This is a genomic window from bacterium (assembly GCA_021372535.1).
Classification (GTDB): Bacteria; Latescibacterota; Latescibacteria; order Latescibacterales; family Latescibacteraceae; genus JAFGMP01.
The window spans coordinates 12,557-34,915 of the sequence record JAJFUH010000220.1; the positions used below are offsets into that span (position 1 = coordinate 12,557).

Below are 22,359 nucleotides of genomic sequence, written 5' to 3' on the forward strand. Positions count from 1 at the left end.
GTTGACGGTTTTTCATGGTCGGTTTGATAACGATGATTTGTGTGTTTTACCATGTATCACGGTTTCACTTCACCATCACCATTTTCCCCGTCGCTGTCCGCCTGCCGCAGGTCAACCGGGTGAAGTAGATGCCCGCCGAGACCGGAGCTCCGCTGTCGTCTTTGCCGTCCCATACGGCAGTGTGCCGTCCCGCTGTCATACTCTCCGCAACAAGCCCGCGCACTTTCTGCCCGGCTATATTGTATATGATGAGGGTCGATGAACCGGCTTCCGGCAGGGTGAACCCGATGGTTGTCGATGGGTTGAAGTGGTTGGGGTAGGAACGGATGAGGAGCAGCGATTGCGGGATTGTTGTGTTTTCATCCACCGAGGTTGTTATCATTTCACCGGTGTACCTCGAAACGCCGTTGTCGGTGCCGAACCAGATGGTGTTGTTTTTCTCGACCGCGATGGCGTTGACTTTATTGTCACAGAGGCCGCTGTTCTGTGTGTTGAATGTGGTCCATGTCTCGCCGCCGAAGCGAACCACACCGGCATCGGTTCCGATCCATTTAGTGTTGTTGTGGTCGCAGGCCAAGCTGTAAATTTGAGCTTTTTCCAGACCGCTGTTTTCTGCCGTATATTCTGTAAATGTAATGCCATTAAAACTGTATAGAGACGAGAAACTTTTTTCTTCTCTCGGTCTTGGATGTAAAACACCAAACCATACATTATCATTCCGATCGACCTCAACGGAACTAATAGAATTGCCCGACAGACCCTCAGCTTCTGAATACCGGGTTAAAGTAGTGCCGTCATATTTATACAACCCGTTATATATTGTTCCGATCCAGAAATTTTTAGCTGAATCCACCGCAAAGTCAGTACAATCAGCCTTAAATATTGCATGGCCGGGGATGACGTAATATCCCTGTTTATCATCATATTTGTAGTTGTCGGTATCGCTCATGTCAATCCACCAGAATCCGCTGCCGGAATCCATTGGTATAGTGTATGAAACACCCCAGATAATAGTGCCATCGATATAAATATTTTGTATATCTCCAACTGATTGATCACTACCGTCATCGAATACCCCTTCATATACTATATTATATTTGGATACTGCCCCGTTGTATTTAAATAGAGTTGAACCTCGATGGCTCCATATTGTACCATTTTTGTCAACACAGAGAAATTCACCGAGTCCTGCCAGACCAACATTCCAGATATTCCTATAAAAACAGGAAACAAGAGTAGAAGAATCATCTGAATGTGAGCACCAGATTTTACCTTCATTATCGATAACGATTGACATAACCTCATCCGAATAAATACATGAAAGATGCCTCTCTGCTATACTACCATCGATACTATATAATCCACCTCTTGTCCCAATCCAGATAATACCGTTATTATCACAATTCAAAGACCATACTTTGCCATAATAGGGACTGGTAACAATCTGGTGATCATAAAGAGTCCCATCCCGGTATTCTTTCAGTCCATCATCGTTACCAATCCAAACGGTCCCATTGTGATCGATCACAATACGTTGGTATGATACTGTATGCAAATCAGGTTTTATAACGGTATCAGAATCGATGTTGTATGTATAGAATCCTTTTGATGTAACATACCATATTTTGTTGCCAATAGAATCATATGCCATGTCTTCTATGGGATTGTATTGAATAAATGTATCCTTACCTATTACCGTTTCTTCGGTACCGTCAATACGAAGAATATAATTATTCCCCATACTCTCTTTGCTTCCCAACCATATTGTATCTTTCTCATCTATTAAAATACAATTGAAATTGCCTTTCTTAACGGTACTCCATTCACTACCGTCAATAGTAAACAAACCTGCTAAGGTAGTGAGACCAAACAAGGCGCCTGTATTACTTATCGCAATATCGCTGACAGGCTGGGAAATAAATTTATCCCATGTAGAACCATCAAAACGAGATAGGCCATTATTGGTCCCAAACCATTTTACTTCATTATGATCAACAGCAATACAGGTAACGGTGTTGCTGAACAAGCCATCATCGGTAGTATACAATCTCTGCGTTCCGGTTGTTTTGTTATAGGCAATAACACCTTCATTTTCTGTCCCGCACCAGACAATATCATCCTCGAATGCTATGGAGAGAACTATCGGAGATTTATGCCATGATGTCCAAAGCGATTCGGCATTTAAGAATTCTGAAAAAAAAATGAACAGTACAAATACAACAATACATTTCTTCATTCTTGATCCTCCGCAAAGAGGAGGAGCGTAATCATGAAAGCGCTCCTCCCCTGAGAGAATATTATCAGTTTATATCGTACGGCCTCCAATGCGAGAAGAAAAGCACATCTTCGAAGGGGGTACTTGTCGAGTCAGTGATGAATATCTTTTTTATCGTTGAACAGAATAATCATTTTCATGATTGTATCCGTTGAATGAATATACCTGTCAAATATTTCAATTATTTAAATCATGGTGGTACAGAGGTACATATAATTACAGATTATTATCCAATAATTCGATAACAAACCTATTACCATGATTATATTATGAATAGTACTGTTATTAATATAGTGGCTTTTGAGATTAAAATGTGATACAGATCACAAAATTTGAAAATAATGAGAATATTTTTGCTGATATTTTTAAACAGATCGATTCATGAATGTGAGCTTGTACCTTGATCCGATCTGTGACGATGCAGCGCAGCGAATCGTGGAATAAAGGGGTTTAAAGGGGATTCAAAGTAGATAATAATGGGATGTTTTCTCGGAACTTTTTTACGAATTACCCGGAGAAGTTATTAATAACAGTTCTCCGTGTTTCCTATACAATTATCACGAAAAAAATCCTCTCCTTCACCCTGCGGGAGTGAAAGAGAGGATTTCTATTGATTCAATAACTTTCCGGCTCGAACGATAATCCGGTGCAGTCCTTGTTACAAATTATAGTACATATATCTGTCATCGACAATCTTGGCTTTTTTACGGAGCTCTTCGACGATTCTCGTGAGAACCTTTTCCTGGCTGTCACGTTTCATGCGTTCGCGTAACTCTTCCTTTTCGCTCTGATATTGTGCCTCATCGACAGGCTGCTTTTCCTTTAAAACCGCAATGCCGACTCCCAGGTCCGTTTTGACGGGCTCGGTACATTCGCCGACAGTTTTAAGGTTAAAAGCAGCGGCAGTCAGAGGACTCATGCTGCCAAGTCCGGGCACGTTTTCAACACGGGTCAGCGTACTGGTCCGAGCGGTGAATTTCAATGTCGAATCTGATGAGGCCATAGCCGCTTCCTCGATGCTCATACCGGACTTGACGCGCTGATACATGCCATTGATTGCCTCTTCGGCAAGTTCCATGCGTTTTTTACGCTGCACATCCTGCGTCACCCGCGACATCACATCCTGGAAGGAGGGAATCCCTGCAGGCACTATTTCAGCAACCTGAACTACATAAGCTCCCTGATCAGTGTAGTATATGGGAAGTATCTCCCCCTTTTTGGAGTTGAACACCCGTTTCGCAAGAAGCTCGGCAAACGGCCCGACATTACTGATATATGTTGCATCCCGGTTAAAAGGCTGCGACCGGTTAACGGTGAGACCGGTTTCCTGAGCAAGCTGCGTAAAATCCTTTTTTCCGGTCGTTACCGCATCGTAAAAGGCTTTTACACCGTTTTCCATCTTTTCACGGCTGCGGGCGGACGGTTCGATTTTAAGAAGAATATGGGCGGCTTTTATCTTTTCGATTTCATTGGTGGGTTTCCCCTTCGCATCGACCTTGTACTGAACAGAATCGACTTTGACGATATGATACCCGAACTGTGTGAGCAGGGGATCGGAAACCTCGCCGGGTTTAAGGCCGAATGCAACATCCTCAAATGTCTTCACCATCATGCCTCTGCCGAACCAGCCGAGATCGCCGCCCTGTGAAGTATTCTGAGCTCCCCTGTTGCCAGGGTCTTCCGAATATCCGTTCGCCAGATCGGCAAAGTTTTCGCCGCTTTTCGCGCGCTGCGCGAGCATCCTGATACGCTCCAGCACATCCGCGGAGTCCTGTTCGCTCGTTACAAGCTCGAATAATACTGCATCGACCGCCCGCAGCTCCTGGTGCTCGTAATCCTTTTTATGCTCGTTGTAATAGGCCTCGAGTTCCTGCTGGCTGGGAGTCAGGACGGCATTATTGAAACGGGCGGGAGTGATAAACACCCAATCGATGGTGCGTTTCTCGTTCTCCTGGAGCCAGCGGTCACGAACCATGACATCGGGAATCAGAATGCCACCGGTCACCATTTCCTGAAACTTCAGAAACGGTAATGTCGATTTTGCCTGGGTTTCAAGATACTGCATGAGCGAGGCAGTCTGCGGATTTTTATAGTTATCGGGATTACTGACAAATGACTGGTATTTGGTGATACTGAACGTGCCGTTTTCCTGGAACAGCGGCACCTGATACACAACCTGCGGAGGATTGGAGAGTATGAAGCTGAGCAGCTCACGGTCGGTGAAGGATATTTTACGTTTTTTTATTTCCTGGGCAATGATGGTCTGGTTCACAATTTCTTCCCAGACCTCGGAATGGAGCCTCCGCTCAGTCACGTAATCCGAGCGCTGCTGCTCACCCAGACTCTGACGGCGATTCTGAATAATGGTGCCGTAAGTATCGGTACTTATTTTCTGGCCGTTTATGACTCCGACTACACCTGTCTGCATCCGTGACCGTCTGCCTGTAATATCCATACCCCACGCAAAAACCATCATGGCGACAAAGCACACAGATACAATGATCATAATTGATTTGGTGTTTGTTCTCAGCGTTTTTAACATTAAAGCGGCTCCTCGATATATGTTGATTTCAGGTTTTTGCAAACCATTTTACGGTTAATAAAGTAATTTACTGAATTATTGACGGTAAATCAAATAAAATTTATACCCGCAAACAGTTCATCTGCTGCCGTGGAATTACCACCTGCCCGTTCGCGAAAACATAACATCATTTCTTCTTTACATCATAAAGAATGAAATAACTTGCCCACGGAAACCCCATTGTTATATTATGGCGGGTGTACCGTATACTCATTTCGGTTTTTTCCTCTTCACACATAAATAAAAGAATGACTGTCCGGACCATACTCTCTATAGGTAAAAACTTATACTGTTTGCCTCGAAACCGATTTCCCGGAAATATTCTTCCCATTTTCCTTTTTACCGTTGCCGCGCTCATTTCGACGGTTGTTTCTCCCTTCGCCGAGGAATTGATCTGGCCCATCGATTCTCCCCCGAGCATTACATCATCATTCGGAGAACCGAGACCCGGCAGGTTTCATTATGGCGTCGACCTGCGCTCCGGAGGAGTCACGGGAAAGGAAGTGTATGCGTTCGGCGACGGCTATATCTCACGAATCCGTACATCACCCTTCGGTTACGGAAAAATGATGTATATCAATCTCGATTCCGGACAAAGTGTTGTTTATGCGCACCTTTCAGGTTTTACACCGGAAATCGAGGACATCCTGTTCAACACACGTATCAGGGAAAAATCCTACGATGTGGATGTGTGGTTTAAATCAGGCGAACACCGTGTCACAAAAGGGCAGCTCGTTGCATACTCCGGTGATACGGGGAGCGGAGGTCCGCACCTCCATTTCGAAATCCGCGACAGCAGCAATCAGCCGTTGAATCCGCTCGATATTGGTTTTACGGTCAGGGATACCATTCCTCCTTTCTTTACGGCGATCGCGCTGATGCCCCTCGACAACGCCTCGACGGTGGATGGTTTCCCGGTTGCAAAACAGTTCAAGCCTGAATCCCTGAAAACCATAATGCCTGTTCTCTTCGGCAGGATCGGCATCGCTGTTTCGGTATGGGACAGAACGAATAACTCTCAGAATCTTGTCGGTGTTTATACCCTGTCGCTCAGTGTCGATTCGACACAGGTATTTTCGAAACGGTACAGCAGAATATCATATGATTTCAACGGGTGCGGAGCACTCGATTATCTCGACGGCTCTCCCTGGGGCGGCAACGGTTATCTGTCGGCTTTGTTCAGACGGGAGGGAAACGCGGTCGATTTCTATGAGGGCAATGGTGTCCTGTCCGTCACACTTCCCGAACTGACGAGTTCTCATACCATCACCGTAACGGCACGTGATTACTCAAACAATACGAAAACGATTTCATTTCCTGTTCTTTTTGGTGAACGGCCGGCTTTCATATCCTGCGGGTACGATGGCGACGGCTCCATGGTCATTGTCGGCGATCATCCGTCAGGCCGTCTCGCCGGAGTCGATCTCTGGAATCTTGAGTCCGGAAACACGTGGACTTTTGTCAGGAACTACCCTGTCGGACAGTCGCACTGTGCTATCAAGGAGCCTGTTTCAAGGGGAGCGGGGAAAACATTCAAGGCTGTTCTTGTCGGGGAAGATTCGGTCAGGTCGCTGCCTGCCATTTTCGGGATAAACGGTACCAAATCCCTTAATCATACGGAAGAACAAGGCGGAATCACGGTGATCCCGGAGCTTCACCATGATTGCATTATTGTCCGTATCACCGCTCCCGCGATACTGGCTTCGCTTCCGATTGTCACGGTCGAGGAAAACGGTCATGTCATGGATGGTTTTTTCAGCTCCGTTCCCGAAAGTCCGACCTCATGGACAGCATCGATTCCCCTTCCGAAAACCGGACATACAACCATGCGTATCAAAGTATCGGCGTACGACCGGTCCCTCAATGCGGTATGGAAAATCATCCCGCTGGAATTCACCGTTGCCGGCTCACGTGTCCCCGTAAAGGTATCGGCTCCGGACAGTCTCTTCACCATGACCGTGGAACCCGCAGCTCTGTACCGGCCCGCTCCGGTGTATATCGACACGGTCGATGTAAAATCCTCGAACGGCCTCGTATGTGTCACGAAAGGTTACAGAGTGGTCTGGGGCGATTCGCCGATAAAGGGAAATGCATCGGTGAGCCTGACACTCGACACGGAACCGCCGGTTGGTTCGGCGCTGTTCATATCGTCCAATGGCAACGGATGGCATTTTCTATCGGATCAGCGCAGCGGGCTCGTTTTTAACGGGGTCATCAAATCCCCGGGGAAAATCGCCGTTCTCTGCGACACCACGGTTCCCTATGTCCGTGTCCTCGAGCCCCGCCCGGGAGGAGTCATCCACTCCCACCGTCCTAACCTGAGGGCATATATCGAAGACAGGGGCGCCGGTATAGCGGGATCGAACAGCATAGCCATGAGTATCGATGGCATTCCCGTGTACGGCGAGTACGATTATGAAGCCAATACTGTCTCCTATCGCATACACGATGATCTCCAGACCGGTTCCCATACGGCCGAGATAACGGTGACAGACAGGGTCGGGAATGCGAAAACCCGATCGTGGGAATTTAAAATAGCACAATGATGGTTTTAGGTGCTGGTTTAGCGAATCATTTTCGAGGATAAAACGATAATAATCGATCCTCCCACCATGAGAATAGTGGCAAGGCTCTTCCTGAGCAGATTTTTTTCACGGAACATCGTGCCTCCGAATACCACGGTACCGAGGATATTGAGCAGGGTGAGCGCCCGCACATATGTCGTACCCGATTCAACCCCGAAAGCAGCACCGATGGCGAACATCTGGCATGAATATCCGCCAACCCAGAAAAGGCCCTGAATATACACGTGACGGTCGGTCAGGGCTTCTGCGATCCGTCGGACAGGATTGTTTTTCAGGCAGATGATCGCCATGACAACCGTCGACGACACCGACCACACGTAGACATAGGAAAATGCCGATGACGCCGTTATCGCGATTTTATCGCATACGGTGTTGAACGCGAGGCACATGGAAACCACAAGCATGAGCCGTGATGTCCGTTCGCGGAAAATCGATGCGAGCGGAGCGAAAAGCGGTCCAGATGTTCCGGTCAGGTTGATTATGTACGACCCCGCGCAGGTGAGCATGATGCCCAGGAAGGCAATACTACCGGGGAGTTCCCCGAGCATGAGCAGGCTCCAGGGAATCATGAAAATCGGGATAAAGCTCAGGTAGGGCACCGAGCGTGATATGTCCTCGCGCTGGAGAAGCGCAATCTGTATGACCGTGGCAAACGCTGTGATGAGCACGGTCAGGGCGGTGAATCCGGCGAAAACCGGAATCCGCGTTATGGTAATCCCCTCGATGACCGCAAAAGGCAGCAGGATAACCGCACCGCACAGGCGTGTCACGAGTATGACAATTTCCGAGGGGTAAGCGCTGCATTTGTTCTTTATGTGGATCTGCCGCAGGCAGGTAAAAATTGCAGATAGTACGGCGAATGTCACCCATGCCGATTTCATCGGTCTTTTTCCGCGGTGTGCCGTTTCAGCCACACCATGAGGATGGAGATCGCGGCGGGGGTCATTCCCTGTATGCGTGATGCCTGCCCGAGCGATAACGGCCTGATGACGCTCAGTTTTGCACTGAGCTCCGTTGAAATTCCGGGAATCGAGCAGTAATCGATATCGACGGGAAGCTTCATCTTTTCAAGGTTTTTGAATTTTCTGACCTCGGCTTCCTGACGTTTCAGGTATCCCTCGTATTTGCACTGAATCTCGACCTGGCGCCTGACCCCGGCGGGCAGACCGGCGGGGACTTCATCGATTTTACCGATATCGTCGTACATGAGTTCCGGCCGTTTCAGGAGCTGGGCGAGCGAGGCCGCTTCATCGAGGGGTGTGGAGTCACGTTCCGTGAGGAGAGCGTTGACGGCTATTGAAGGCTTTATCCATGTCCGTTCGAGCCGCGCCAGCTCACTCGTAATGAGCAGCTGCTTCTCCCTGAGTTTTTCGAGGTTTGCGCGGGTCTGGAGGCCGAGCTCGCAGCCTTTTTCGAGGAGACGGAGATCGGCGTTGTCCTCACGGAAGAGGAGGCGGTACTCGGCCCGTGAGGTAAACATCCGGTACGGCTCGTTCGTGCCGCGTGTCACGAGGTCGTCGACCATGACTCCCATGTATCCCTCGGAGCGGTCCATAATGAAGGGTTCGCGTTTCTGCACCCCGAGCGCGGCATTGATTCCGGCCCATAAACCCTGTGCGGCGGCCTCTTCGTAGCCCGATGTCCCGTTGACCTGTCCGGCGAGATACAATCCCCCGACGAGCTTGGTTTCGAGCGTGGGCATGAGCTGTGTGGGCTGGATGAAGTCATACTCGATGGCGTATGCGGGCCGCATAATCTCGGCTTCTTCGAGTCCGGGTATCGAATGGAGCAGCTCAATCTGAATCTCGTACGGCAGAGAATTCCCCGTTCCGCTCACGTAGATTTCTTCGGTGTCGAGTCCTTCCGGTTCGAGGATGATCTGATGAGAATCCCTGTGGGGAAACTTGACTATCTTGTCCTCGATGGATGGACAATACCTGGCGGAGACGCCTTTGATTGCTCCGCTGTAGAGCGCCGAGCGGCTGATGTTTCGGGTTATGACCTCATGGGTTCGCGGATGGGTGCGGCCTATATAACAGGATACCTGCGGAAGTGGAATCGATTCGGTAAACATCGAAAAGGGACGCGGGACATCGTCACCCCGCTGCTCGGTAAATGCAGTGAAATCGATCGTACCCCTCCTGACACGCATCGGGGTTCCCGTTTTCATTCTCCCGATAACGAATCCCAGCTTAGCGAGGCTGTCGCCGAGGCCGTCCGCGGGGAACTCGCCCGCTCTGCCCGCATGGATCCTCGTTTCCCCGATATGCACAAGCCCGTGGAGGAAGGTTCCGGCGGTCAGTACGACCGCCTTTCCGGTAAAAACCGCACCGATGTTGTCACGCACGCCGATAACTCTGCCGTCCCCGACAAGTATCTCCTCGACGAGGGCCTGTTTCAGTTCGAGACCCGGCTGGCGCTCGAGCACCTGCTTCATGAGCACACGGTACCGCGCCTTGTCGTTCTGGGTTCTCGTGCCCTGGACTGCCGGTCCCTTGCTCGTGTTGAGGATACGGAACTGGATGGCGGTTAGATCGGTAATTTTCGCCATCTCGCCGCCGAGCGCATCGATCTCCTTGACAAGGTGTCCCTTTCCCAGTCCGCCGACAGAAGGCGAGCAGGGCATGTGGGCCACGGTATCGAGATATATCGACAGGAGGAGCGTCCTGCACCCCATCCGTGCGGATGCAAGCGCGGCTTCGCACCCCGCATGACCGGCGCCGACCACTATGACATCATAATCGTTCATCGTGAAAAAATCCCCCAGCTCATTTGTCTGCAGCGAATCGGACTCATAAGTTTATAACAGGCACAGAGAAAAGACGGTTATTGTACTTGACATTCCGGGAACTGTAAAGTACTCTTTATTGTGCCGTAAGTCAATATGCAGAACGATCAGGCAGTTCGCATACCACAGGTAATATATTGATATTGAATGCAATAAGTTGATAATGACCGATTCTTTCGGGTTATTGCTCCAGTGAAAAATAATGATACTAATTTTTGGAATAGATGCCGAAACAAGTTCGGCATGACGTTATCCGATGTCACAGTTTAAACACAGAAGTAGTAATACCTCTCCAATGCCGGAACACCTTTACAACGACCTCAACTCATTCCTGCGCGCCCGTTTCGGATGCAGGGTGCAGAGAATAACCATCGATGCCGGGCTCACCTGTCCCAACCGTGACGGCACAGTCGGTCGCGGCGGCTGTATCTACTGCAATGCCCGGGGGTCAGGTACGGGAGCCTCGGCCCATGCCTCGATCACGGAGCAGATATCCTCGGCGAAACCCTTTCTTCACCGCCGCTACGGTGCGGAGAAGTTCATCGCCTATTTTCAGTCATTTTCCAATACCTACGCGCCTGTCGAAACACTGAGGGCCATGTATGAAGAAGCTCTCGGATCAGGCGACATCGTGGGGCTGGCGACAGGCACGAGACCGGACTGTGCGGGAGAAGAGGTTCTCGATCTTCTCGCCGGCATGAACCGGAAAACATGGATCACGGTCGAATACGGGCTCCAGAGCATCCATGACCGCACGCTCGAACTCATCAACCGAGGGCACACCGCGGCGGCGTTCCGAGATGCTGTCGAACGTACCCGAGAGCGGGGTATCGATATATGCGTCCATGTCATTCTCGGTCTTCCGGGGGAGACGAAGGATGATATGCTCGCGACCGCACGGGCTGTCGCCGCCATGAACATACAGGGAATCAAGCTTCACCTCTTGTATGTCGTCCGTGACACGCCGCTGCACGATATGTACGAAAAAGGTCTATATCAGTGTCTCACACGGGATGAGTACATCGACATTCTCTGCGGCTTTCTCGCGCTCCTGCCGCCTGATATGGTTATTCACCGGCTGACCGGCGATCCGCACCGTAACGAGCTCGTCGCACCCCTCTGGGCGCTTGAAAAAACCGCAAATCTCAAGGCGATACGCGATACGCTGATAAACCGTAATCTCCGCCAGGGGATTTTATATGGGAAAGCACGGGAATGAACAGATTCGTCTGCCGGTGATTACAGAGAAAATGCAGTCCGGAAGGATTATTCACTGAACCGGATATGAGTGGATTTTTTTCCCAACTTGTTCATAAAAAAATATATGGAACGTGGATTTTTTATATAGTTTTCATTGTATCTTGGTGTCTTTGTGGTAAAATATTTTCATGAATAACTCTCATGACCACTCGTGATCACAACGATGGATGAAAAGCCGGAGACAGGTTGTATCAGCGCCGTGATGATAACCGGGCGAGCAGGGCATCGACAAGCTCTTTCGGGCTGCCGTATTTACCGGCAAGCTCCGCGTGTTTCACAGCCAGCGAATCGTTCCGTGTCCGGTAATACAGTTTTGCAAGGTTGAGGTAGGCTTCGCCATAGTCCGGTTTGAGACTCAACGCTTCGTTAAATTCGTTCCGGGCATCGTCCCACATGTTCAGGTTTGCATAGATACAGCCGAGGTCGTTATGGATTGAATGAAGAACGGCTGTATCATGAGGGTGTTTGAGCGCTTCTTCATACGCATTCCTGCTGTCCTCGAAACGTCCCAGTTCCGCATATGTTCTTCCGAGGAGATACGGTATTTCCAGATGTTCCGCATTGAGACTGCGCGCTTTTTCCAACTCTTCGCGGGTGCGGTCAAACATCTTTTTTTCGAAATAGATCATACCCAGTCCGTAATGACCCTCGGGATTCAGACTGTCTTTCTGAATAAACACCCGTAGTTTATCGATCTCGTCAAGGCCGACATACAATAGAACGACGTTTTTGAATGCCCGTTTGTTGTCGGTAATATCAAACGATTTTTCATTATGAAATATGGCTTTTTCGGTGTTTCCCGCCTTGTAATAGTAACTCGCGAGCATGTCGTGTGCATATCCCCGTGAAGAATCCGGCCACCAGGGAGTTTCCAGAATTTGCTCAAAGCGGGCGAGGGAATGCTGTTCGGATGCATTGACCCAAATCCAGGGTACGGTATGGAAAAGCGACACGAGGATTAGGGGAAACGCCATACCGAACAGCGATTCATGCGTGGATTCGGTCGTTTCGATAATCAGGATACCGCACAGAACTGTCAGCGGAAATCCGGCCAGGGAAAATATATCCCAGTCGCGGGCAAAACCGAGCTTCGGATTGAAAAGACACATGAACACAACCGGCCCGATACTGCACAGCATGCTGAATATCGCAGCTCGCGAAACCTGCACCGTCCTGATACGGGGCAGGAGGAAAGCAAGCCCGACCAATGCGGGGACAATAAGCGCCAGCTCATTGAGAACATCCGCGAGATGGTACCATGAGAAGACTCCATAGAGCTCGCCGCTCGTAAAAAACGGGAGCAGATTACTCCCGTGGAGATATTTCCCGATAAACTGTGAGGGAGGATGTCCCCCGGCGAAGAATACCGAAACGATCAATACGATAAACAGAACAAATATCCCCGCCGGTTTCATCATGTACAGGTATGCCCTGGCGCTGTCGCTGTTTTCCCGGATGACCCGGTAATATGCATATACAATTCCCGGGATAAGAAGAATCCCGATCGAATGCGAGATAATCGCCAGCGAGAGAAATATGGCAGGAATAATGGATAGTTTTTCCTCCCTGAGCATGACGAGACCCGAGAGTATGAAAAGAAGGGCGCAGCAATTGGTAATGGTGTAACTTTCGACATATCCGAAAAACAGCTGCACGGCACCCGATGATGCGAGAAGCCCTCCCATGAACCATCGTTGACCACTTTTTTCGAACAGCCTGCGGCCATAATGGTACACACCCCACAGGGCAAACAATCCCATGACAATGCTCGTCCACTGATAGATTTCCGTTCCTCTTTCACCCACATACGGCTGTATCGCGCAGAATACCGCTGAATGGAAAAGGGCATCGAGCGGTTCCTCGAACAGGAAAATCAACCGGTTGGGTGCAAGGATTCCCGCCCGCAGGTACCCGTCGCCGAGAAACAGCGTTCTCTCGCGAAAAACATACAATAGTACGGCTGCTGCGGGAATCCAGACGAGAAAAGGAACATGGGCGAGAGAGCCGCTGAGCTTTATGGCGCGGGATTTCAGGAACTGCCGGATTGGGGGCATAACAGAGAGAAAGCAGATTGCCAGGAATACGGACAGTATTGCCGGATTCGCATATCTCCAGCCGTCAACTCCCCACAAAAGCGCCGAAGAGCTGTATACGGCCAGGACATGCAGCAGGAGATAGAGCAGACCCGCGAGTATGAACCATATGTGAGTTTTTACATTCATCACGTGAAAACCATATCCGTGACCGTGCCCCGTTTAAATCGGTATACAGCACAGTATACAATTTCACAGGAATATATTCAAATACTTTTCTTCATGGTTTCATACATCGATCATACAGAACAGTATGTCGGAAAATGTAATCCTCTGTTTCCGGGTTGAATACTTCCTTTACCGGCTGTTGCTTGTTTTTATATACTTTTGTGTCCACGGGCAGACATGAATGCAGATTCCGCAGATGGTTGCCTTTATGCCGATTTTCGCCGACAGATCACGGGCGGTTTTACAGCAGGCGAAAGCGTCACATATGAGCGCACGTTCGATACCGGCTTCCCAGTGGTTCCCGGAGATGGCCCGGGCCGGGCAGTGTGTCACGCATTCATGGCAGTTTCCGCACCGTGAGGTGTTCACCGGCGTTCCGGTTTCAAACGGGTAATCGCAGAGCACGGTGGTAAGCCTGACCGCTGTTCCGAACCGCTCGGTTACCAGAAGCGCCGATTTCCCTATCGAACCCAGTCCGGCGCGTGTGGCAACGGTTTTGTGCGGTAGCGGCGTCGCCAGTGTATCATCGTCAAGAGCCTCGACTGTGGGTTCAATTGCATGGGCACGGCATCCTTTTTCACGGAGAAAATCGGCGGTGCGTTTCACCAGTCGTGATAAAAAACGGTTGGCCCTGCAGTACTCCTCATAGTAAGGCGCCGTTGGCCCGTCCGCGATACCGCGAATAATTACCGGGTCGAGAGCGAGAGCTATCGATACCGCATAGTCCATCCCCTGGCGGATATCGGACGGCAGTTCGCGGATATCGGCAAAACCGACAAGAGAAGCCCCCTCATCGAGGAGGAGCGATTCTGTCGCGGCAGTGATATCTGTCATCTTTGTACTCTTTCATGTAACGATTTGATTCGATCTATGCATACAATTCAATAGAACGCGGATTTTCGCGGATTTATTTTATATTTCTTTATTTTATTGTGATCGATTAATAATTAATCAGGATAATATTAACTTTATGTCAATTTTTATAAAATTTGTATGATAACCTTCAAACCATGAATGGCCGCAATGAAGGGTGAAAAGCATTTTCAAACAGATACAGGGCTTTTCTCTGTGTTCTCCGTGTCTCTGTGGTTATATTATTGCTCCGGCGGATAAATAATGATACCAATAGCAGGAATAGATGCCGAAACAAGTTCGGCATGACGTCATCCGATATCACTGTTTAATCGCCGAAGCAATAGTTGATTTTTTTCGGATAAAGCCGGATTATGAAGGCAGCTCCACGATTTCTTCGAGTATTTCGGCGGCATCCCTCACACATTTGGGACAGACAGTACCGAAGAGCCCCTGATCTCTCACTTGTGCACGGTTTTCCGGAGAACATATGTCGCTGCCGAGCAAATCCCTGCAGTTTACACTGCCGCAGCGGGCCCCGAACCGTTTAAAAGCCTCCTGTACCAGGGAATATGTTTTAATTTTTGCTTCATTCTCTCCGCTTTCCGTGGAACCGTATACCAGCCCGATGACAAGCACTGCACCGGTGAGCGCTCCGCATGTTTCTCCCATGCGTCCCATGCCTCCTCCGAGGCCCCCGGCGAGCCTGAGGGCTGTTTCACGGTCAATCCCCAGATGTTCCGCATATGTCGAGAAAACAGACTGGGAACACGAAAATCCTTCGTTAAAGCATGATACCGCCCGCTCGACTCTGTTCATTATCAGTCTCCGCTGACCATGGCGCCGGGAAATGAAAACGTCCCGACATGGCCGGTGTGGTTATTGTTATAACAGGTGTTATGCATATGCCCGACAGCGTTCGAAGGCTTCAATCATCGCAACTATGTTTTCCGGCGGGACATCGGGCTGGATATTGTGAACCTGCGTGAACACGAATCCGCCGCCCGGAGCGAGGTCACCGACACGCCGCTCGACCTCCTCCCGTATCTGAGATGCCGACCCGCTCCTCAGAACACGCTGAGTGTCGCAGCCGCCGCCCCAGAACGTGATGTCACCCCCGAAACGTTTTTTCAGGAGCGCGGTATCCATACCCGCGGCGGACACCTGTACCGGGTTGAGGGAATCGACACCCGCCTCGATGAGGAACGGAATAAATTCCGAGACCGCGCCGCACGAATGAAACAAGATCGATGCGCCGGTCTTTCCTTTAATGAAGCCGAAGAGACGTTTCTGGTACGGCCACAACATCTCGCGGTAGCAGTCCGGGGAAATCATCGGCCCGTTCTGCGTGCCGAGATCGTCGTTGAGGAGCACCACCTGCACGAGGGTGCCGACACGGTCGAGATACCGTTCACACCGCCCGATGTACGCATCGGTGAGCATATCGAAGAGCCCATGGACGAGGGGTTTGTTGAGCAGAAGATCCATCATGAACGTCTCGTAGCCCCGCAGCTGCTGTCCCGCGGCGAGAAGGTGGAGCTGGAGATTGGCCACAATGGCGAGATCGGTTTCCTCAAACAGCCGTTGCGCCCGCATCCCGATAGAATCGAGGGTTTCATCCGCGTAAAAGGGCCAGTCGGACGACTCTATATCACGGGCGAATGCGTTCAGTCCGGCAGGATCGGATATATCCGCGAGCGGGGCATGAACCGATTCGAAATAGTAACCCCCGGAAGGCATGCGGGCTGTAACCGTTCCATGCTCATTCCGCACAACCAGATTATCCGCGCTGTCCTTCACCGGATTCCATTTCGAGGGGACGGAGCACGGAGAACCATCGGGAAGAATTGAGGATTTCCACGACACCGGCTCGATGAGCAGCGGAATGGTGTCGGGTTTCAAAACACGGCGGACATCATCCTCGATTTTGGTTATCTGCTGGTAAACGTCGAATATCGGTGTACTGCCGTACCCGAGACCGAGATGCTCCCTCAGCCTGTTGTATGCGATGCCTGTGATGCCCGAGGATTCGATGCCGCCGATATCGAGGGGAATTTTGTCGGGTTCACGGTGTTTGAGTGTCGCGACCACCCGTTCACGCGGTGTCATGGTATCCTCTTTTTTTTATAATACCATATTTCTGGCCATTGATCAGTATAGGGATATTTCCGACCATTTTCCAGCTTTATTCGGAACAGCCAGATTGCGACAAGATTACTCGGCGAGCAGTTCTTCCACCTGTCTGTCCGGAAGGGCTTCATCGGACGGTTTTCCCATATGCGTATACCGAACGATCCCCTTTGTGTCGATGATGAAAAATGCCGGGATTTTTTGCAGGCCGTATTGTTCCATTACGATTTCATCCGAATCGAGGAGAACACGGCAGGTTATACCGTGTCCGCCGAGAAACGTTTTCACCGTTTCCGCTTCCTCGCGCTCCATGGTATCGATTCCCACGACACGGACACCTTTCGTGCCATATTTTTCATGGAGGCTCTGAACAAGAGGCATGGCTTCAACACACGGTTCCGACCATGTGGCAAAGAAGCACAGTACCACGACGTTGCCCTTCAGACCGGACAGCGTCACATTATCCCCATTGACATCGTTGAGCGCGAATTCGGGAGCTTCGCGGCCGTTCAGGTCTACCACTTCGGGCTGGGAATCTTTCCGCGGGCCGAACGAATCGACCTGTTCCGCTCCCTGAAACGTTTCAAGCGAAAACATCCCTTTCGGAAAAACCGGATTGGTAACGATATCGGAATGTATATCCGTCATGGTTACCTTTATCCCTTTCATTTCCTTACGCTGACTTTCGGGAAGACCTTCGCACAGTTTTTCCATATCGAGCCTGACCGATGCTTTTCGTATGAGAAAATCCTCGTTCCCTATCCATACTCTGAAACTGATCGGGATATCACCGGTTATTGTTACGGGAATCAGCGCCGGGGAATACGATCCGCATGGTATGGTCAACTCGACAACCGTTGTGGATTTGCCGTCCAGCATCTCCTCGCTCACCCGGGATACCGTGCCGATGTTCTTTATAAAATCGTCCAACGGATTATCGCTTGCCGCCAGAAGCTGTACAATCATGCTCCCGCCCACTATTCTATCGGGCATCTGCAAATTGGAGATCGAGAGTTCCGCGGGAGCGTCCTGTATCATCATCTGGTTCCATCTTCCGATGCACCTGATCTGATAGTTACCGTCACAGACAAGCGAAGCAAAACCGGCAAATGATTGTTCCGGACTCTCTATCTTATACTGGTTCGACCGTTCGCTCGCGAACAGAAACGGTACGGTCTGTGCGATGTTTCCGGCGGGTCGTATAACGTCGAAACTGACCAACGTTGTATCACGGTAGCTCCTGAGAGATTCGTATGCGGCAATCGATTTTTTCAGAATATCCGGAAGAACGAGAGGTTTCGGGGAATAATCCCGGACTGCGGTTTTCCCGGATTTAACGGTGATTTTCATGGCATAATCAGGATCGAAGCCATGACCGCTCCCGGGCTTGAGAACATATTTTCCCCGAGGCAGCATGACCGTATAACGTCCGGTACTGTCGGCCCTGACATTTCCAAGCCATTCTTTTTCCTGGTAAATCCTGAAATCGAATCCGGGGATTGCCCCGTGGTCACTCTTGTTCGTGACAGATCCCGTGACAGTTCCCGCATCTCCGGCCTTCCCGACGAGGAGTACGCTGCCGAGCATATCGCCATTGAAGAATTTCAACGGCGCATACGGCCCCCAGCTTACCCAAGCCGCATTGTCATCTTCACTGTCCTTGTCCGCGACCACCACATCCATTCCGATCGTTTTCCCCGGCACAAGGATGGAGGGTCTGGCCGGGAAACTGTCGTAGGCCTGTATCGCCCATTCGTAGACGGAAATATCGCCTGTCCGTACATACGCGCACCGTGTTCCCGTTATGGTTATATCTCCACCTGCCAGATCGGGATTAAGTGAGTTTCCAGCACCGTAGTCGCCTCCGGGCGGGCACATGATATACTGGAGCGCTGCCATGGTTTCCGCGGTGAACTGCCGGAATGAAGCAGAATGTTTTTTATACCGTTTCGTGCCCTCGATGTATATCTCGCAGCCATCCGTCCGGTTCGGACCGAAGCCGGTCTGAACGATGTCATCGCGGACCAGCACTGCCACATATAGCAGGTTCTCTTCCGCGCTGTATCCGATCATGAACACGGGGGACAAATCGGCCGACGAGGTCAGGTCGGCGTTATCGATGTCGGTCGTACCATACGCCTGGCCGTGGTGAAGGATAGGATACCGTACCATGCCGTCCGGCCAGTCATTCAGTTTACCATCGATGGTGATTCCCTTCAGAGGAATGGCACAGGCTGTCGTAGTGCCGGGCTGCGCATAAGCAGCCACAGAGCACAGTAGGACCGAAAACAATCCCAGAACGATGCAAATCACAGGTGTTCTCATTTCGGTAACCTTTTAATAGTGTATGAGCTTCGAGCGATATCGTTTCCCCGGTAATACAACCGGCCGGATAACACAAGGAACATCACGTGGACTGTGAAAAAGTGTTTTTACGCGCCCGATGATGAAATATATAGTTTTATTGCAGTAAAAGACATGTAAATCAGCACTTCATGTCAGGATTTTTCAGCATCGGGGTTGCCAGCATGGAAGAAACACAGCCGCAGACTCTTATCCGGAATGCATGGTGTGTACGAAGATCTGGGACGTATTTCAAGCCTTTTACTCCACTGCCAGGAGACCGGAATCATTGATAGAAGGGCAGGTTTCCAGTTCCGCATCGGATACATGAAACGGATTTTCAAGCAGATAATCTTCGATTTTTTCGCGGTAATCATCGTACCAGTACGCATGGGGATTTCGCCTGTAAATGACAATTCGGGCTTTCTTGTCATAATGTGCAGCGCGGTGGAATTTGAATACGACATGAGCTTCCGTCAGACCAAGCACCTCGATTTTCCCCAGGCTGTGGGACATCACGAACCGTGACCGCTTGGCAAGTCCCGAACAGCGCATTTTCGCCTGTTCGTGGATCTCGTAGGCACGTTCCACAGGGACAGATAGATGCCTGTTGCCCTGTGTCGGGCGGCACTGGAACACATAGTAGGGCGGAACCCCGATATATGAGAGTTTATCGAGCAGTTCCGCGAGTACTTCCGAGGAATCATTGAGACCACTGATAATCGGTGTCTGATTGGCGGTAACGACTCCGGCCCTGTGTATTGTGTGAAGCGCCTGTACCGCAGCATCGGTCAATTCGCGGGGATGATTGAAATGGACGATCATGTAGATTTTTCTGGAGGGAGTACTGTACTTCGAAAGCATTTCAGGCAGCGAGGGATCATGCAAAATCCTGAAAGGATTGAACGCGGGCATCTTGGTGCCTATCCGTATGACCCGGACATGGTCGATTTCGCGGAGCCGGCTGATAATGCCCCCGAGCCTGTCAGTGGAGAGAACAAGCGGATCGCCGCCCGTGATAAGAATATTGTTGAGTTCCTGGTGAGCACGGATATACTTCAGCGCTTCCGAGATGTCGCGAATCGTTTCATCATTGTCATTCATGAAGATACGTTTCCGGAAGCAGAACCGGCAGTATCCGCCGCAGACGTTGTTGACAAGGAGAAGGGCTGTGTGCTCGTACTTGTGCTCAAGACCCGGCACCATCGTATAGTGCTTCTCGTTCGAAGCATCGAGCTGCCCCCACGGTTCCAGTTCGGCGAGGTCGGGAATGATGATTCTGCGGATGGGATCTCCGGGATCGTCCCAGTCTATGAGGGAAAGATAGTAATCGTTCGCCCGGAATGCGTGGAATCCGCACACATCCTGAAGCTCGATCTGTTCTCTTCCGGACAGACCGGCAACCTTATCGAGACGGGAAATATACGTGGGTTTGATCATAAGGTCTCCTTTCAAAGAACATACACCTCAAATAAAGCCACAGAAGCCCTATCGAGCGCCACGCGGAAAGACATAAACCTTGGAATATATCCAGACTAAGTGGAAGAATTGCCAGCGGGTTATATCATTAGAATAAATTAATACGCATAATACACTTATACGAAGAAAATACCATAAAACCGCAATTCGGATGAAATTCCCACACTGTCGCGGCAGTATATGATATGGTATTCAACCGGATTATTTTTTTCTCTGTTTACAGTATAATATCGAATGGCTTGTTATGCAATTTTTTATTTCATAAAAATCCCATATTTTCATATGAAATTCCATGCAGGATAATTACTGCCCGACTCATGGTTTACAGTATTCCGGACCGGATTGTTATGAGTATGAATCTTCAGGCGGATTATGCCCGGCCGGTTTCGGTGTCGGTAAAAGTGATGTTTTCATTTTCGGCTGCTTTCTCCCCTATGGAATTCACCATGTACCATTCATATACCCTAAACGAACTATTGGTGATTTTATCCGGAGTATTTATGTTAATGGAGCGGATAGTGAAAAAGTTTTTTCATGCACCCGGTTATGATATACAGTGAGTCGATGCCAGCAGGGAATGCACCATGACGGAAAAAATAAAAATCGGCGTCAGCGCCTGTCTTCTCGGTGAAAAAGTCCGGTATGACGGCGGCCACAAGCATGATTGCTTTATTACGGACACGCTCGGGAGGTACATGGAGTTTGTTCCGGTCTGTCCGGAAGTCGGGTGCGGCCTTCCGGTTCCACGTGAAACGATGCAACTCACCGGCGACCCCACTGATCCGCGTCTTGTGACCTGTCGGACCGGGACAGACCATACCGTGCAGATGGCGTCATGGGGAAAATTTCGGCTCTCCGGAATCGAAAAAGAATATCTGTACGGATATATATTCAAAAGCAGGTCGCCGTCGTGCGGTATGGCGCGTATCAGGGTTTATAACAGCCCGGGAATTACTGCTCACACCGGTACCGGAGTCTGGGCGCGGATGTTTATGGATCATTATCCGCTTCTGCCCGCTGTGGAAGAGAGCTGTCTCCATGACCCGATCCTGAGGGAGCATTTTATTGAGCGGATTTTCGTTTACAGACGGTGGCGCGAGATGCTTTCCCGGGATAAGACTCCAGCCGGTCTGATAGATTTTCACACCCGGCACAAAATGCTCATCATGTCTCACAGCCCCCTGATTCTCCGTGAGCTCGGGAAACTGACAGCCTCGGGTATGAACTGTAATATTGATGAGCTCTGCTCTTCGTATATCGCGCTGTTATCCACAGCACTCGATCTCAAAGCTACCGTAAGGAAAAACGTCAACGTTCTTCACCATCTCATGGGATATTTCAAAAAGCGGCTTACCCATGATGAAAAACGGGAACTCGCCGACATAATCGATAAATACGGCAGGGAATGTCTTCCCCTCGTCGTACCGGTCACTCTCGTCAATCACTATGTCGGGAAATACGATCAGCCTTACCTGAAAATCCAGTATTATCTCAATCCCAATCCAATCGAGCTTATGCTTCGCACCCATGTCTGACAGGTAAGCTCTGCCGCCGATTTTTTTCTGTATCACGCGCCGCTTAAAAACCGATTGTTATTACTTCGGCGAATAAATAATGCTACTCATATTTGGAATAGATGCCGAAACAAGTTCGGCATGACGTCTCCGATGTCACTGTTTATTCACCGGAGCAATATATAAGGGGGCGATGAAAAAGTATTTTTTTCACACACTCTATGACGAAATGTGTTATTTTTTTGCTGTCAAAAGCATGTAAATCGTCAATTTGTGCCGACCTTTAACAGC

The 22,359-nt window shown here is 49.9% G+C and carries 12 protein-coding genes and 1 pseudogene; 3 read left to right on the forward strand and 10 right to left on the reverse strand.

Annotated features, from left to right (window positions below):
* Nucleotides 1–64: 64 nt before the first annotated feature.
* Both LLG96_19170 and LLG96_19175 read right to left on the reverse strand, forming a co-directional pair.
* Complete coding sequence (locus LLG96_19170) at nucleotides 65–2,236, reverse strand: hypothetical protein (GenBank protein ID MCE5252327.1); 2,172 nt, start codon at nucleotides 2,234–2,236, stop codon at nucleotides 65–67.
* 697 nt (nucleotides 2,237–2,933) lie between these two features.
* Nucleotides 2,934–4,817 (reverse strand): peptidylprolyl isomerase, encoded by a 1,884-nt coding sequence (locus tag LLG96_19175; protein ID MCE5252328.1) that lies wholly within the window; start codon nucleotides 4,815–4,817, stop codon nucleotides 2,934–2,936.
* A 737-nt stretch (nucleotides 4,818–5,554) separates the two neighbouring features.
* On the opposite strand from LLG96_19175, the pseudogene LLG96_19180 reads away from it, so the two are divergent.
* Nucleotides 5,555–5,677, forward strand: a pseudogene (locus LLG96_19180) (M23 family metallopeptidase).
* A gap of 1,742 nt (nucleotides 5,678–7,419) precedes the next feature.
* Here the strand turns inward: LLG96_19180 and LLG96_19185 are convergent.
* Both LLG96_19185 and mnmG read right to left on the reverse strand, forming a co-directional pair.
* Entirely contained in the window at nucleotides 7,420–8,322 is a 903-nt protein-coding gene (locus LLG96_19185) for a DMT family transporter (protein MCE5252329.1), read from the reverse strand.
* On the reverse strand, nucleotides 8,319–10,190 hold the full coding sequence (gene mnmG, locus LLG96_19190) for a tRNA uridine-5-carboxymethylaminomethyl(34) synthesis enzyme MnmG (GenBank protein ID MCE5252330.1): 1,872 nt from the start codon (nucleotides 10,188–10,190) through the stop codon (nucleotides 8,319–8,321). Before mnmG ends, LLG96_19185 begins: the two co-directional genes overlap by 4 nt.
* 334 nt (nucleotides 10,191–10,524) lie before the next feature.
* Between mnmG and LLG96_19195 the strand changes: the two genes are divergently transcribed.
* Entirely contained in the window at nucleotides 10,525–11,448 is a 924-nt protein-coding gene (locus LLG96_19195; protein MCE5252331.1) for a TIGR01212 family radical SAM protein, read from the forward strand.
* A gap of 232 nt (nucleotides 11,449–11,680) precedes the next feature.
* Here LLG96_19195 and LLG96_19200 read toward each other — a convergent pair whose 3' ends face one another.
* The 6 genes from LLG96_19200 to LLG96_19225 all read right to left on the reverse strand — a co-directional run bounded on the left by LLG96_19200 (nucleotide 11,681) and on the right by LLG96_19225 (nucleotide 20,515).
* Nucleotides 11,681–13,711: a tetratricopeptide repeat protein gene (locus tag LLG96_19200; protein MCE5252332.1), complete on the reverse strand. Its 2,031-nt coding sequence runs from the start codon at nucleotides 13,709–13,711 to the stop codon at nucleotides 11,681–11,683.
* Nucleotides 13,712–13,879: 168 nt separating this feature from the next.
* The gene (locus LLG96_19205) at nucleotides 13,880–14,584 is read right to left on the reverse strand and encodes a 4Fe-4S binding protein (GenBank protein MCE5252333.1); all 705 of its coding nucleotides are present in this window, start codon (nucleotides 14,582–14,584) and stop codon (nucleotides 13,880–13,882) included.
* Nucleotides 14,585–14,974: 390 nt separating this feature from the next.
* Nucleotides 14,975–15,421 (reverse strand): C-GCAxxG-C-C family protein, encoded by a 447-nt coding sequence (locus LLG96_19210; GenBank protein ID MCE5252334.1) that lies wholly within the window; start codon nucleotides 15,419–15,421, stop codon nucleotides 14,975–14,977.
* A gap of 78 nt (nucleotides 15,422–15,499) precedes the next feature.
* On the reverse strand, nucleotides 15,500–16,711 hold the full coding sequence (locus LLG96_19215; protein ID MCE5252335.1) for a methyltransferase: 1,212 nt from the start codon (nucleotides 16,709–16,711) through the stop codon (nucleotides 15,500–15,502).
* Nucleotides 16,712–16,816: 105 nt separating this feature from the next.
* The gene (locus tag LLG96_19220; protein MCE5252336.1) at nucleotides 16,817–19,057 is read right to left on the reverse strand and encodes a redoxin domain-containing protein; all 2,241 of its coding nucleotides are present in this window, start codon (nucleotides 19,055–19,057) and stop codon (nucleotides 16,817–16,819) included.
* A 279-nt stretch (nucleotides 19,058–19,336) separates the two neighbouring features.
* Nucleotides 19,337–20,515, reverse strand: a complete 1,179-nt coding sequence (locus tag LLG96_19225) for a KamA family radical SAM protein (GenBank protein ID MCE5252337.1) — start codon at nucleotides 20,513–20,515, stop codon at nucleotides 19,337–19,339.
* Nucleotides 20,516–21,138: 623 nt separating this feature from the next.
* On the opposite strand from LLG96_19225, the gene LLG96_19230 reads away from it, so the two are divergent.
* Nucleotides 21,139–22,089: a DUF523 and DUF1722 domain-containing protein gene (locus LLG96_19230; GenBank protein ID MCE5252338.1), complete on the forward strand. Its 951-nt coding sequence runs from the start codon at nucleotides 21,139–21,141 to the stop codon at nucleotides 22,087–22,089.
* Nucleotides 22,090–22,359 lie beyond the last annotated feature (270 nt).

What these genes read in the sequence shown, in the direction of transcription:
- LLG96_19170 (MCE5252327.1), bottom strand. Translation starts at nt 2,236, where the DNA reads ATGAAGAAATGTATTGTTGTATTTGTACTGTTCATTTTTTTTTCAGAA.
- LLG96_19175 (MCE5252328.1), bottom strand. Translation starts at nt 4,817, where the DNA reads ATGTTAAAAACGCTGAGAACAAACACCAAATCAATTATGATCATTGTA.
- LLG96_19185 (MCE5252329.1), bottom strand. Translation starts at nt 8,322, where the DNA reads ATGAAATCGGCATGGGTGACATTCGCCGTACTATCTGCAATTTTTACC.
- mnmG (MCE5252330.1), bottom strand. Translation starts at nt 10,190, where the DNA reads ATGAACGATTATGATGTCATAGTGGTCGGCGCCGGTCATGCGGGGTGC.
- LLG96_19195 (MCE5252331.1), top strand. Translation starts at nt 10,525, where the DNA reads ATGCCGGAACACCTTTACAACGACCTCAACTCATTCCTGCGCGCCCGT.
- LLG96_19200 (MCE5252332.1), bottom strand. Translation starts at nt 13,711, where the DNA reads ATGAATGTAAAAACTCACATATGGTTCATACTCGCGGGTCTGCTCTAT.
- LLG96_19205 (MCE5252333.1), bottom strand. Translation starts at nt 14,584, where the DNA reads ATGACAGATATCACTGCCGCGACAGAATCGCTCCTCCTCGATGAGGGG.
- LLG96_19210 (MCE5252334.1), bottom strand. Translation starts at nt 15,421, where the DNA reads ATGAACAGAGTCGAGCGGGCGGTATCATGCTTTAACGAAGGATTTTCG.
- LLG96_19215 (MCE5252335.1), bottom strand. Translation starts at nt 16,711, where the DNA reads ATGACACCGCGTGAACGGGTGGTCGCGACACTCAAACACCGTGAACCC.
- LLG96_19220 (MCE5252336.1), bottom strand. Translation starts at nt 19,057, where the DNA reads ATGAGAACACCTGTGATTTGCATCGTTCTGGGATTGTTTTCGGTCCTA.
- LLG96_19225 (MCE5252337.1), bottom strand. Translation starts at nt 20,515, where the DNA reads ATGATCAAACCCACGTATATTTCCCGTCTCGATAAGGTTGCCGGTCTG.
- LLG96_19230 (MCE5252338.1), top strand. Translation starts at nt 21,139, where the DNA reads ATGACGGAAAAAATAAAAATCGGCGTCAGCGCCTGTCTTCTCGGTGAA.